The sequence below is a fragment of the Burkholderia sp. SCN-KJ genome (assembly GCF_024656005.1).
Classification (GTDB): Bacteria; Pseudomonadota; Gammaproteobacteria; order Burkholderiales; family Burkholderiaceae; genus Burkholderia.
In genome coordinates this window covers 1-14662 of the sequence record NZ_JANKOG010000045.1, presented here as the reverse complement: position 1 = coordinate 14662, position 14662 = coordinate 1, and the positions used below count along the sequence as shown (strand labels likewise).

The window sequence follows — 14662 nt, the reverse complement described above, 5'->3', positions numbered from 1 at the left end:
GCCTTAACACCGGAGCCGGGTTGCCGGCGCGGAAGTCATGCCGCCGATCGTCGCGCCTCGCGCCTTTCCCGCCGGCCCTCACACGCGCTGGCACAGCCATCCGGAAGCCGCCATCGTCTCGACATTGCCCGCGTTCGTCATGCTGATTTCGAACAGATCGCGGCCGGGCATCACCGGTATCTGCACGGTCATCCCGCAGCGGTCGTCGGCCAGCGGCTTCAACAACTGGTAGTTGAAGTGGGCGCCGCCGCTGGTGCTGTAGGCGAACAGGACGTAGCCCGGCAACGCGTCGAGGCTGCCGAGCGACACCCGCAGCTTGCCGCCCGAGAACACCGACTGCGCCGATTCGTTGATCACGTTCCACGACGTGTTCACACGTGCCTGCCAGGCGGCGTCGAGCCGCGGCAGCACCGGCAGTTGCTGCGCATACGGCGTGACGCGGAACACATAGCCCGAGCCGTCGACGACACGCTTGGTCAGATACCGGTTGCTCACCGCGTTGCCCGCGTCGTCCGTGCCGGGCAGGATATCGAACCGGTACGACACGGTATCGCCATCGCTCCACCACCAGCCGTCGCTGCGATACACGTACGGCGCGCCGCTCGGGCCGGCGTCCGTCCACGCCGTGCCGTTCCATTGCGTCAACGCCAGGCTGCCGTCCGCGTTCACGGCGACCTGCATCGGCGCCGATTCGTTGCCGTAGACGCCGCCGACCGCGGCAACGTCCGGCGACGCAGCCGCCGGCGGTGCAGCGACATTCACCTTCGCGGGGGCCCCGGCGATGCTGCCGTCTTCCTGCAACGCCTGCAGCAGGATCGCGGGCGCGATGCCGGCCGCGTCATAGCCGGTGCTGCCGGTGATCATCAGCGCCATTTGCGCCGCCGGCAGCACGTAGAAATGGCTTGAAAAGAACTGCGTGCCGCCGCTCTTGTACGCGCCGGCTGCGCCGGCCGCGCGCAGGACCGGATCGTCGACGTCGTCCCAGCCGAGACCATAGGCATACGAGTAACCGAGCCGGGTCGACTTGATCTGCCACCGGTCGGTCTGGTCCGTCAGCATGTCGGCGATTCCGGCCGCCGACGCGATGCGCCGCCCCTGGAACACGCCGTTGCCGATGAACAGTTGCGCGAGGTTCATCATGTCGAGCGGCGTCGTCGACAGGCCGCCGGTGGCGTACGGATTCGCGAATTCCTGCCCGTACTGGATGCCGTTCGCGTACGCCAGCGCGAACTGGCCGCTCGTCGGCACGCTGGTCAGGAAGCCGGAATTCGTCATGTTCAGCGGCGCGAGGATCTCACGCTGAACGAAATCGGCGAAGCTCAGCCCGGTGACTGCCGCGACCACCAGTTCGAAGATCGTGAAACCGTCGTTGCAGTACACCGCGAACTGGCCCGGCGGATGATTCAGGTGTTCGTTGGCGAGCACCTTTTGCGCGGTCGCCGCATAGCCGGGAATCGGCGCATACGAGAACATGTCGTCGACGTTCTGGCCGGGCAGCCCAGACGAATGCGACAGCAGATGACGCGACGTGATCTGCGCATACTGCGGCGACAGCATGGTGAACGACGGCACGTACCGGACGATCGGCGCGTCGAGGTCGATCAGCCCGCGATCCTGCAGGATCACGCCGGCCAGCGCCGCAATCACTTTGGAGACCGAACCGATGTTGTAGCGCGTCGTCGGCGTGGCGGCGACCGCCGGGTTGACCGATGCATTCCCGAACGCCTGCGCCCACACGACCTGATTGCCCTTGAGCAACGCAACCGAGATGCCCGCGAGGCTCCGCGGATGGGCATCGAGCGAGGCCTGGATCGTTTGCCGCCCTGCCGCGATGGTCGCGTCGTAGGTCGACCGCTGAATCGTGTCCGCGCCGCCGCACCCGGGCAGCATCGCGGACAACAACCCCGCGCCCGCGTATTCGAGGAATTGCCGGCGGCCGGCGCTGGATGGCGCCGCATCGTGGCGCCGGTCGTGTGGATCGCGTGTGTGAGCCATATCGCCTTCTCAGGAAACCTGCTGTGCGGCACGCCGCGCATCGCGCGTCGTCAGGGAACTGCCGTCGGGACTCCAGCCGGGCGGCCGGATCAGATACTGGATCGCGGTGTGCAGGCTGTCCGCCTTCGCGAGGTCGCGCGCGATATTGCGCCACTCGTAGAACGCGATCCTGAACGGATTGTCGGTGCCGATGCTCGAGGTCAGCCCGTAGTGCGGCGTGAATCGCTCGGGCGTGTACGAGCGGAACAGCCGATCCCAGATCATCGTGGTGCCGGCGTAGTTGGTATCCAGATAGTCGAAATCGCTGCCGTGATGGACGCGATGCTGCGACGGCGTGTTCAGCACCGCCTCGAACCAGCGCGGCATCTTGCCGATCGCTTCGGTGTGGATCCAGAACTGGTAGATCAGGCTCACCGACTGCATGAACAGGATCATCTTCGGATGGAACCCGACCCACGGCATCCACGCCCAGAACAGGAACGATCCGGTGATCGTGCCCGTCCACGTCTGGCGCAGCGATACCGACAGGTTGTATTGTTCCGACGAATGGTGGACCGAATGCGACGCCCAGAACCAGCGCACCTCGTGACTCAGGCGGTGGAACCAGTAGTAGCTGAAATCGTCCGCGAAGAAGCACAGCACCCACGCCCACCAGACGTTCGTCGGGATCGTGAAGAGCCGGTGCGCGTACACCCAGCTCAGCACCGCGAGCACCAGCCCGCCGGTCAGCACGCTGGCGACGAATGCGCCGGCCGCGAGCGCGAGGTTCGCCAGCGTGTCGCGGGTCCGGTACAGCGACCGGCCGAGCACCGCCGCGAGTGCGATTTCCACGACGATCAGCACCGCGAAGGCCGGGAACGCGGCCACCATGATATTGGGCAGATTGTCCATCACCGTTGCGCTCCAGGCAGGCGGGCGGCGAGGCCGCGCCATGACCGTTCAAGGATTCGACCGCGAGAGGCCGGTCGGCTCGTGCGCAAGGCGAGCGCGATTCAGGGTGCAGGCACGGCACCCTGTCGCGTTGCTTTCAGAAAGGACGACGCCTGGAAAAGGATCGGCCGCACTGCGACCGATCCTGTTCCGCGGCATCAGGCCGTGCCGGCGCCGTGCCGATTCGATCGGACGTGCGGCCCGAACCGTGGGTTGGTCTCCCCGGCTGTCCTGCCTTCTTCGCTACCCCGCGCGACTGTTCTTTTACGATTGCCAGCAGGTGCGAAGGTACTGCACCCGTTTCGTTTGGGAAATACCGCAGATGCAGTAGTGCCGTCGCCGCTGCACCGGCCGCGCCGGCTGCCGTCGCGAACGCGTCGCATTCGCGTGCCAGTGCCGAGCGGGCGCGGTGCGATGACATCGCAGCGCTGTCACGCCGACGCGTCGATCAAGGTCTGCATTTCCTGAGGGTCGAGCGGCTTGTGCATCACGCTGAAGCCGCTCGACGAAGCCGCATGGATGCCCTCGGGCGACGTATCGCCGGTAATGATGATGGCCGGAATCTCGCGTTCGATGACGCGGAACACCCGGTGGACGACATCGGCGCCGGTCACGTGCCCCGCCAGCCTGAAGTCCGTCACGATCATGTCCAGTTCGGCGCGCCGCGGCGCGGCAAGCTCGATCGCACGCTCCAGCGATGGCGCGGCGATCACGGTATGCCCCCAGGTCTGAAGCAGCGTCTGCATGCCGGCCAGCACGTCGCGATCGTCGTCGACGACGAGGATGGTCTTGCGCGCCTGCCCGCGCCCGGGGTCCGCACGCTCGCCCGACGGGTGCGCGCCGGTGGCGCGCGACGGGGCATGGTCGGCCATGGCCAGCCGCACCGAGAACAGCGAGCCGCGGCCCGCGGTCGAACGCACCTGCACGCTCGCATTGATCAGCGCCGCCGTGCGCTGCACGATGGCAAGCCCGAGGCCCAGCCCCTGCTCGCGGTCCCGTGCCGCGTTGCCGATCTGGTAGAACTCCCGAAAGATGTGCGGCAGTTGATCGCCCGCGATGCCGATGCCGGTATCGAAGACCTGGATCTCGACGTCGGTGCCGCGCCGCCGGCACGCCAGCAGGATGCCGCCGCGCTGCGTATAGCGCACGGCATTCGACAGCAGGTTCGACAGGATCGTGTGCAGCAGCACCGCATCGGTTTCCAGCCAGATCGCGGTCGGCCGGATCCTGAGCGTCAACCCCTTGGCCAGCGCGGCCTGACGAAACTGGCTGTCGAGCGCGTCGAGCGCCTGCTGCAGCGCGAAGCGGCGCGGCTCGACATCGATCACGCCCGCGTCGAGCCGGGATATGTCCAGCAACACGTTCAGCAATTGCGACATGCCTTTCAACGCGGTGCGGAGCCGTTCGGCGATGTCGTCGAGCGCGGTTCCGTCGACGCTCGGCGCGCGCGCCATCGCCCGCAGCGTCGCGATGTAGAGGCCGAGCGCATGCGTCGGCTGACGCAGGTCGTGGCTGGCGGCGGCCAGGAATTGCGATTTGCTTCGATTGGCGAGTTCGGCGCGCTCCTTCTCCTGCGTCAGTTGCCGGATCAGGTCGACGTTCTCGAAGCGCAGCGACACGGCATCGCGCACGGTACGCTGCAGCGTCCGGCTGAAGGCGAGATTGACCGCGAGCAGGAACAGCGACAGGAAGCCCAGCACCGAAAACAGCGCGCTGCCGTACGCGAACGACCGGATCGCGAACGGCAGCACCGTCGGCAACGCATAAGCCACGTAGGTCGGCCACCACGACGAGAGCGACGCCACCGAGCCGCCGGTCATGCCGGCCAGCACGATGCAGATCAGCGCGGTCACGATCGTGTTGTCCGGCGAAAAGAACAGCACGCCCATGGCGCCCCACAGGCAGCCGGACACGCCCGCGAACACCATGTATTTCCGCGCGCGGCGCGTGGCCGTCCCGGCAGGATGTTCGCCCGCGCGGCGATCGCGCCAGACCATGGCGGTACGGATCGCGGTCAGCACGCAGATCGCCGCGGCCCACGCGAGCAGCGCATGCCGCGACACCTCGTGCCACAACAGAAAGGTAGTCAGGCTGACGACGGCGACGTTGCCGAACAGGATTGGCGGAGACTGTCGGTACAGCATATTGACCAGTTCCAGCTGCACGTCGGCACGGTATTCTTGCGCTATCCTGTTTGCCATTTCAAAATCGCGTAGCGGATCCGGCGTTGAACGGGGCGGGCGTCGATCTCGCCCGCCGCGTGACACGTCGCAACGGGGTTGCATCGTATTGTCGCAAAGGAACGAGCTTCCGGGTGCCCCGGGAGAAGGCGAAAGAAAAATGAAAAAAATCGTGCTTGCCGAAGACCACGCCATCATTCGCGACGGGCTGAAGTTGCTGCTGAAGACGCGAGCGAACTGGACCGTCGTGGGGGAGACCGGCGACGGCCGGGTGGTCGGTCAGCTGGTGTGCGATACACAGGCCGATTTGCTGTTGCTCGATCTCGATCTACCCGGCTTCCCCGGCATCGAACTGGCGAAGCAAGTCAAGGCGCAAGCGCCGCAGACCAGGATCCTGGTCGTCACGGGCAATCAGAACCCGGCCACGGTCCGGGCGGCCGTGGCGATCGGCGTCGACGGCTACATGCTCAAGCACGAAGACGGCGACGAGCTGCTGCGTGCCGTCGCGCTGGTGCTGTCGGGCATCCGCTACGTCAGCGACTCGCTCGCCCATGTCCTCGAGCACACCGGCGCCGCGGCCGTGCCGCCGGTGACGGCCCGGGAGAAGGAAATCCTCGTGCTGATCGCCAATGGGCACTCGAGCAAGGACATCGCCATCAAGCTGAATCTCAGCGTGCTCACGGTACGCAAGCATCGACAGAACCTGATGTCGAAACTGGCGCTGCACAACGTCGCCGAAGTGATCGCGTATGCGCTGCGCGACGGCCTGACCGTACTGCCGCGGTCCGACGATGTCGGCGCGGAGGCAATGCTGCGCTGATGCACGGGCCGGCGACGACGACGCATGCATGTGCATCGTGGCACGCCCGCCCGTCGCTCGTCGTCACGCGCGACGCGTCGCTTGCATCCGGCCCGCACACGTTCCGCGCGCCGCCCTCGTCACCCGACCACGACCAGCTGCCCCGGATCGATCTCGCCCGGCTTGCTCGCCAGGTTCGGGTTCAGTTGCAGGATCTCGTTGAGCGCGACGTCGATCCGCTGACCGTCCGACATCCGCTGCTGCTGGTCGGCCGGCACGTGTGCCGCGGCAAGCAACGATCCTTCGTGACTTTCCGCGATCGTCCACAACGAATCGCCGGCCGCCACGGTCACCGTCAGCGGTGTGGGCGCGGGGCTCGGTGAACCCGTCGAAGGCTGCGCCGGTTGCGATGGCGTACCCGACGGCTGCGCGCTCGGCGTCGCCGATGCCGATGCCGACTTCGTTGCCGACGCATTCGGCTGCACCGGTGCGCTCGTCGTGCCGGGCGACGGCGCAAACGACGCACCCGGCGTCGGCGCCCCGGCACTCGAACCCGACGGTTTCGGCGACGAACCCGGCGGCTTGTGCTGATCGTCCGACGCGGTTGCCGACGTGTACAGGCTGATCCCCTGCATGATCCCGAAGATCGCCACGGGCGCCAGCGCGATGCCGGTCGGCAAGCGCTCCATCCACGGCGTCGCGTTCGGGAAATGCGAATGCAGCCGCCCGGCGCCGAGCAGCGCGCCGGACATCGCGGTCAGCGTGCCGGTCACCGGATCCACGGTCAGCGCGGTATGCACGCCGGTTGCGATGCCGACCGCCGAGGTCAGGTAGTCGCCGGTCGCGCTCGCGATCCGCGCCAGTTGGCTGCGGTTCTCGGCATTCACGCCCCGCAGGCTGCCCTTGTAAACGATGCCGGTATAGACGGCGCTGAACGCGCCGCCGATCGCCTGTCCGCCGGCCAGCAGGTCGCCGTGCGTGATCGCCCTGAACGCATTCATCGTGATCGAACCGCCGTAGCCGCCGAGCGCCAGCACGCGACCGACGCGGCCGACCGAATGGCGCGGGCTGCCGTGATGCAGCAGCTTCAGCGACGTCCCGCCGACCACGCCCTGCATCTGCGCGAGCATGTCGGCGGCGATCGCCTTCGTATGCGCGACGGTATCGTCGAACGACAGCATCCCGTCGTCGTTCAGCGCGCGCAGCTGGGCGGCCATCGCCTTGCCTTCGTGCGCGATCTGCTCCAGCTGCGCGCCGCGCGCGTCCACGTCGAAGCCGTTCGCCTTCAGTTGTGCCTGCAGCCCGCGCACGAGCCGGTCGACGACGCGATCGAACACGCGCGGATCGCCGTTCTTCAGGCTGGCGACCGCGCCGTGATGCAGCGCCTGGAACACGCGCCCGACCCGCAGGCCCGCATACAGCGAGTTCGTCGCGGTGCGCACCGACTCCCGGCCGACCGCGACGAGCACGCCCGCGCCGGCGCCGCCGGTCACGGTGGCCGCCGCGATGTCGCCGGCGATCCGCCTGGACGATGGCGGCGGCGTGTTCTCGCCGATCGGTTCGTCGTGCACCCGCAGCGCATGCAGTTCCGCCTGCGCGCGCTTCGCGTCGGGAATGTCGACCTTCGCGAGCTGCGCCGCTTCCCGGCGGCTCGTGCCGATCGGCTTGGTGCCGTCGTTGATCAGCGCCGGATCGTGCACGACCGCGCGCCAGTGGTCGAGCGGGTCGGCGGCGGCCGGCCGCTTGCCGGTGGTCACCCGGTCGGGCACGCCGGCGCCGTAGGCGGCCAGCCAGCGTCCGCCGAACCTGCGTGCGCCCTCGTCCGTCCCGGTGCGCGGCGGGTTGCCGTCGGCATCCCACAGCGGCATCGCATGCTCGATCGTCGCCTTGCGCGCCTGGTTCAGCCAGACGGTCGTGTTGCCTTCGTAGAGCTTCTGGCGCAGCGCGGCGATGTCCGCGGGCGTCATGCCGTCCGCGGCGCCGAGCCGCTCGACTTCCGCGAACAGCAGCTGATGCTGGTTCGCCAGCGTCTGCTGGTCGACCCGCTCGAACACGCGCGTGAGCGCATCGGCGCCATGCAGGCGGTCGATGATCTCGGGCCGGTTGCGGTTCTCCACGATCAGCTTCGCGAGCGCGCCGGTGAGATCCTGGTTGCCGATGAAGTCCGCGCCGTGGGTGCCGTACGACAGCCCCATGTGCACCCATTCGAGCCCCTTGCGCTCGAGCACCGCGCGCAGCAGCTTCTCGTGTCCGCCGCCCGGCACCGATTCCGGCACCGCGTCCCAGCCGTGGAACGTGATCATCACGTTCGGCGCCTTCGTGTCCGGATGCGCGTTCGACCAGCGTTCGAGGGCGGTCATTACACGCACGTAATCGTGATACGTGTCGTTGGTGCCCGACTGGAACCGGTAGTCGGCGCCGGACACGAGCGCGCGCGACGGCGCCGTCTCGAGCCGGATCGCGAAACCAGTGCGCGCGGCCTCGTCGAGCCAGCGATGCAGATGCGCGAGATCGTCGAGCGCGAGCGCCTTCCCGTCGGAGCCCGGCGCAGGATGGATCATCCCGTTCTCGCCGTCGAACACCGCGTGCTTCTGGTCGCCGAGCGCGCGCACCGCGCGCAGGAAATCCGGATCGTGCGCCTTGCCGAGCACCGCCGCGAGCGAATGCGGATCGATCACGAGCGTGGCGACCGGCATCACGCCGCCATACCGCTCGACGAGCGCACCCATCAACGCCGGATCGTCGCTCAGCGAGAACGAGCGCGCCATCGGCACCATGCGATCCTGCAACGCTTCGCTCGAGCGCGTGAAGATCTGCCGGATCCGCTTGTCGGCGACGGTCGCCGCGCCGAGGTTGCGCGTCCGCGCGCGCAGCTTGCCCGGCACCGGCAGGAACCGCGACGCGGACGTCGACACGTCGCGCGCGACGTACAGCTTGTTGAGCAGCGTGCGCCACATGCCGACGTCGACCATCACGGCCTGCGGCTCGCCCTTCAGCACGAGGTTCACGTCGCCGGGCCGCTGCGCCTGCTTGTTGTACGCCTCGATCTGCTGGTGCGTCGCGAAATACTGCTCGGGCTTCGCCGCGCCGTGGCGCAGGCTGAACTCGACGGAGGTCGCCGACGACAACCCCGGCTGGTACGGCTCGATCGACAGCGGCTCGGGCGCGGTGCCTTTGTTCCCTAGGCGCCGCAGATCCGCGAGCACCTCGTTGTAGCCGTGCCGCGTGCGGGCCGCGAGCGCGCGGAACGGCGCCGAGTGCAGGCCGCGCGCTTCCGCCGCCTTCCATTGATCGTGCAGCGCCTTCGCGCGCGCCTCGAGCGCGGCGACGCGCGTCGGCCGCGCGCTGTTCAGGAAATCGCGCGGCGACAGTTGCGTGAGCAGGAAATGCACGTCCGTGCCGAAGCGATCGTTGCCGATCGGCATGGCGTCGAGCGGCACGCCCGGATGGTTCTTGTCGTTGACCTGCGGGATCTTGTCGAACCAGCGCATCTCGCCGTCGCGCTCGGCGATCACGCCAAGCGGATCGCCGAGCGCCTCGGCCACCGCGCCGTCGGTCCTGAACACGTAGATCACATGGCGGCCGCCGTCCAGCGCGCCGTTGCGGATCGCGGTCAGCAGGTGCGACACGCTGTTGCCGCTGAAGTCGACCGCGTTGAGCGCGGACTTGTCCGACGGCAACAGATGCGGATCGACCGGCGCCAGCGGCGCGGCGTTCGCGTCGTCGCCCTGCTCCGCGCGCGCCAGCGGCCGGCGCACCGGCACGATCGACTGGAACAGGTCGCCGGCCGAGCGGATCGGTTTCTTCTCGACGGCCGGGGCCGCCTTCGCCGGCCGGAACCCGCCGATGCGGTCGACGGTGGCCGGCGCCACGTCGCTGACGACGAAACGGATCCCGCGGCGCGGTGACCGGCCGACCGGAATGCCGCCGCGGCGGCGGCGCCGGAACACCGTGCGCAGATCCTGCTCGGGAATCTCCGTATCGCCGACCGAGGCCTTTTCGAAATATTTCCACTCGTGATTCGTGTTGCGCTCCGCATGGCCGAGCACCTTGCCCGTCTCGTCGTCGACCACGTGAATCCAGCGCTGCGCGCCGGAGACCGCACGCACGGCCTGGCGCGGCCGCTTGAAGACCGGCGCGTCCTGCAGCTTCGACACGTCGCCGGCGAGCGTCGTCTCGATCGCATGGCCCGACGCCGTCACGTCCCACGACGTCTTGCCGTCCGGCGTCTCGATCTTCGACGGGCCGCCGAACGCCACCAGTTCGTCGTGCGCGACCGGCGACACATGGAAGTCGAACTTGCCGCGTGCGCGTCGGCCGCCGCTGTTGGCATTTTCCAGCGCCTTGGTGAGCGCGGGCGGCACGCGCTTGCCGTTCAGCATCCGCACCGGGCCGAGCGCGCCGTTCGCGTCGGTCTCGAGCACCGCGACGAAGGCCGGCGGCGTATAGGTCGTGGCGCCGTCGGGCGGCGTGTGATGCGCGGTGATCAGCACATGCGCGTTGGGGCCGAGCTGCCGGGCGAGTCCGTCCAGCGTGGGCGCATGCCGGCCGTCGACACGCTTGAGCGTGCGGCGGCCGAGGGTGTCGAGCCAGTCGGCGGCGCGCGCCTGATTCTCCGCCTCGACCGCTGCGGCACCCTGCGGCGCGGCCGGGTCGGCTGAATGACCGGAAACGGTGGCCGGCGTCGCCGCGGTGGACGGGTTGCTTGCCGGGTCGCCGGCCGGGCTCGCCAGACGGCCGGCCGGCCCCGCGTGGCCGAACCTCGGCCAGGTCGGGATGCCGTCGACCGCGCCGAGCGCGCGCGTCCCGCCGGCATGCACGGCCGCATAGCCTTCCGGCAAGCCGGAACGATCGACGCCGACGAGCCGGTACGACACGTCGCCCGTCGCCGCGTCGCGGGTGCTCACGACGTACATGTCGACGCCGGCCGGCTTGAACAGCGAGCCGCCGTCGGGCGTGGTGATGCGCAGCGCACTCGCCGGATCGTGGCCGAGTGCCGACAGCAGCACGACGTCGGTCGGCGCGGCGGCCTCGACCGCGGCCAGGTGCGCGGTGGCGCTGGCCGCGACGCGTTCCGCCGGCGTCAGGTCGCCCTGCGCGAACGCGGTGTCGTCCGGCAGCGCATCGGCCGGCACGTACGCGTGATTGCGCGGCCCGGCATGCGCCGCATCGAGCGCCTGCCCGAGATCGTCGTGCGCGACCGTCGTCACGCCGTCCGGCAACGCGCGCCGCGCTTCGGCGGCCGTGCGGCCCGTCGCGTGCGCTGCCGACGCCGCGGCGTCCGGCACCGTGCCGCTGAACCGGAACCAGCCCGCCTCGGGATCGAGCGCGCCGAAATCGGTGCCGCTGCCGAGCACGATGCTGCCGTCGCCCGTCACGAATTCGACGCGCAGGTTCGTCAGGCCGGCCGCGTCGAACGCCTGCATCACGTCGTCGATCACGCGGGTCGGCTCGGGGCCGTCGAGAAAATAGCTCGGCCAGTGCTGGCTCACGGTGCCGCCGGCCTGCGTCACGCGCGCGGCATCGCCGATCACGCCCGGCCGGTCGGCCAGCGCGCTGCGGAACGGATGGTCGAGCGTGACCGATTCGAACGTGTCGTCCGGAATCGGCGTGAAGTCGTAGCCGGGATCGGCGAACGTCGGATCGGGCACGCGCGGCACCGTCGGACGCGCCGGCCGCTCGGCCCGTGGCGGCGGCGCCGGATGCGCGGCGCTCGGTGCCGGCTCCGCGTCCGGTGCGGCGGGCAGTGCCGGGCGGCCCGCCCGCGCGGGATCGCCGACGAAGCGCTGCATCGGCAGGCGATCGGTGTCGACCTCGCCGGTCCGGCGCGTCCCGCGCACGGTGGCCGAGCCGTCCGGCTTGACGAGCAGGATGTCCTGCGGCGCCCAGACCGACGTCGGCCGCCCGGTGAGTTCGGACAGGCGCTGCGCGAGCGCGGCCGCGAACGTCCCGCTCGCGGCCCGCACCTGGCCCGGCGCGACGCGCAACGGATCGTGCTTGTCCGACCCGCTGAAACAGGAATACAGCGTCACGTCCTGCCCCGCTTCGAGGTGCGGCGCGACACGCTCGGCCACCTCGTCCGGCGTCACCGGCCGGCCGTCCGGGCCGAGCATCGCATCGGCCGACATGCCGTGTCCGAACACGACGTGATGGCCCGGCGGCGACATCAGCCCGCGCGTGCCGACCGGGTGCAGCGGGTCGTCGGCCGGCATCAAAAGCGTGTCGGCCGGACGCAGGAATTCGGGGTGCTGCGTTGCGTCGACGCCGGTCACGTCGTCGAAGCCCGGTTGCAGTACCGACTCGCCGTGAATCGTCGTCGTCATCACGCCGTCGTTGGCGATCGTGCGGTCCGTATAGACGCGGCTGTTGTTCCGGTACGTCTTCTGCGGAATCCCCGACAGGCCGTCGTCGGCTTCGGCCTCGGCGGCCTGCTCGGTGCGCGCAGCCCACTCGTCCGCCGTGAAAATCTGCCCCGGCGCGACGTCGACGACCGGAACCGGCTCGTCGACGGGCGGCTCGCCCGCGTCCCGCTCCGGTGCGAGACGCGGATGCGCCGGGGGCCGCGGCTGGGCCGGCCCATGTGCCGTCGCGCCCGGCCGCGCGGCATCGCCCGGCGTGCCGGTGTTGCCGCGCCGCCCGCTGTCGGCGTCCGGATCGATCTGCGCGTCGATCGGGCGCACCGGCTCGACCGGCGCGCCGTCGTACCCGTGCGCCACCGTGCCCGGCGCGGGTTCGCCGCGCCGGGCGAACACCAGCGGCGGTTCGTTCGCGTCGGGCGCCTCCGGGACATGCAGGTACAGCCGCGTAGACACGTCCGGATCGTGTGCCGGCACGACGATGTCGTCGCTGTTCGGGTGCAGTTCCAGCGCGCCGGTGCCGCGTATCGAATTGGACGCGATCGACGCGATCACGGGCACCTGCAGTTCGTACGCGAGCTCCTGCGCGAACGGGTAGCCGCCGGAGCCGAGATAGCAGCCGGTCAGCAGCACGCCGTTGCCTTCCGTGTAGGCTGGATCCTCGAGCAGGCTGCGCGCGAATTCCCTGGGCGACATCGTGTTGCCGTCTTTCGTGATGGCGATCGCGCTGTCCCAGCTCACGTCGCGCGGCTTCGTGCCATGCGATTCGGCGATGTCGAAGCCCGACACCTTCAGGAACTGCCGCGCGGTCGCGTGGCCCAGCAGGTTCACGACGTTCGAGCCCGGCACCGGCCGCAATTCCAGCGGATTGACGCGAACCGGCTGCGCGCGGCCCGGCGAGAACTTGCCGTTCACGTCGGGTTCGATCTGGAAGCGCGCGAGCCGGCGGCCCGGATTGGGGATCGCGCGCTGCCAGCCGGCCGCGTCGTCGTCGCCGAGCCGGCCGAACACCGGCGCCTGGATCAGGTCCGCGAATTCCTGCAGCAATTCGGGATCGGCGCCGCTGTGCGGCCCCTCCAGCGCGATCGGCGTGCCCGGCGTATAGCCCTTCCACGCCAGTTCCTCGAGCGCGTGGGTCATCTCGAGCGCGCTCGCCGGGCGGCGGCTGCGCGGATTGATGACCGCGCCGCCGCGATTCGTCAGCACGCGCCAGACGTAGACGCCGAGCGGCACGCGCGCGTCGCCCGACGCGCCGCTGGCGCCCCAGCGATTCGACACCGGGCGCGGCGCCACGGTGCTCCAGTCGACCGCGTGCGCGCCCTGGTCGATGACCGCCAGCGCCGGCGAGAAGCGGTAGGTGCGCGGCGCATGCTGCACCGAATGGTCGGGCTTCCCCGCGAGGCTGGGGGCGCCGGGCTCAACCACGATGCCGGTCGTATAGCCGGAGTCCGGGCTGCCGTCGCTGCGATAGCGCGGCGAGCGCCACGCGACGAAGCCGCTTGCGCCGTACACGTCCACCCCCAGCACGTTCGCGAGCAGTTGCGCGAGCGGGCTCACCCGCGTACCCGCGCCGCATGCATAGAGGATCACCGGCGATTTGCCGTCCCAGCCGCTCTGGCGCACCAGCTCGGCCAGGTCTTCGGCGCTCATCGGCTTGCCGGTCGCGCTCGCGAACGCGTCGGACCACGCATGCGCGTACACGGCGAAGTAGCCGGGCGGGACCGGCATCAATGGCCGCTCGCCCGCCGGCAGCCGGTTCTCGGGCTGGTCCGGATGGTTCGAATAGATCGCGAGGTCGGCTTCGCGGCGCGGATACGCGCCCCATTGCGTCTCGTCCATGCCGGGCGGCGCGTTGATCACGTCGACGCGCCGGCCATCCTCGCTGCGGATCAGCGGCTTGGCGGGATCGAACCCGCGCGGGTACATCACGCGCAGCGTGCGATCGTACGCGTCGTTCATCGACAGCATCAGCGCGTCGCCGGCGTCGTTGAGCCCGACCCGGGCGACCACCGCTTCGGGCGGCACCGTACCGTCCGCGGCGAGCGCGCCGTGGTCGACCAGCGCGACCTGGTAGCGGCCCGCCGCCACGCCGCCGCGGGCGACCATCATCGCGTCGTGGAACGACGCGTAACGCGTGACGCCGATCGTGCCGTCCTCGCTGGAGGCGGCGGCCGCGAGCTTCACCGGATCGTCCCCGGCCGCCGCGCGCCGCGCGTCCGCGTTCGCCGCCCGGATGTCGTCCCCCAGGTCGCCGCGTTCGGTCGAGGGGAGTCCGTCCTCGTCCGGCTTGCGCACGTTCCCTTCGCCGTCCTCCAGCGCGTACACGTAGTATTCGACGTCCTCGAGGCGGTTGCCGCTGTCGAGAATCGACCCGACCACGCCGGCCAGCGCGTCCCGGTCGG

General features: G+C 69.8%; 5 protein-coding genes. 1 reads left to right on the top strand and 4 read right to left on the bottom strand.

Annotation, left to right across the window (positions count from 1 at the left end; translation table 11 throughout):
• Positions 1 to 78: 78 nt before the first annotated feature.
• From NQV17_RS35935 to NQV17_RS35925, 3 genes are all read right to left on the bottom strand, one after another.
• A complete protein-coding gene (locus NQV17_RS35935) occupies positions 79 to 1995 on the bottom strand; it encodes a serine hydrolase (RefSeq protein ID WP_257775888.1) in 1917 nt (638 codons plus the stop codon).
• Positions 1996 to 2004: 9 nt separating this feature from the next.
• Positions 2005 to 2886, bottom strand: coding sequence for a sterol desaturase family protein (locus NQV17_RS35930; RefSeq protein ID WP_257775887.1), 882 nt, complete (start codon positions 2884 to 2886; stop codon positions 2005 to 2007).
• Positions 2887 to 3356: 470 nt separating this feature from the next.
• Complete coding sequence (locus NQV17_RS35925) at positions 3357 to 5126, bottom strand: hybrid sensor histidine kinase/response regulator (protein WP_257775886.1); 1770 nt, start codon at positions 5124 to 5126, stop codon at positions 3357 to 3359.
• A 139-nt stretch (positions 5127 to 5265) separates the two neighbouring features.
• On the opposite strand from NQV17_RS35925, the gene NQV17_RS35920 reads away from it, so the two are divergent.
• Positions 5266 to 5925: a response regulator transcription factor gene (locus NQV17_RS35920; protein WP_257775885.1), complete on the top strand. Its 660-nt coding sequence runs from the start codon at positions 5266 to 5268 to the stop codon at positions 5923 to 5925.
• Between the two features lie 119 nt (positions 5926 to 6044).
• Here the strand turns inward: NQV17_RS35920 and NQV17_RS35915 are convergent, their stop codons facing one another.
• Positions 6045 to 14639 (bottom strand): LWXIA domain-containing protein, encoded by an 8595-nt coding sequence (locus NQV17_RS35915; protein ID WP_257775884.1) that lies wholly within the window; start codon positions 14637 to 14639, stop codon positions 6045 to 6047.
• Positions 14640 to 14662 lie beyond the last annotated feature (23 nt).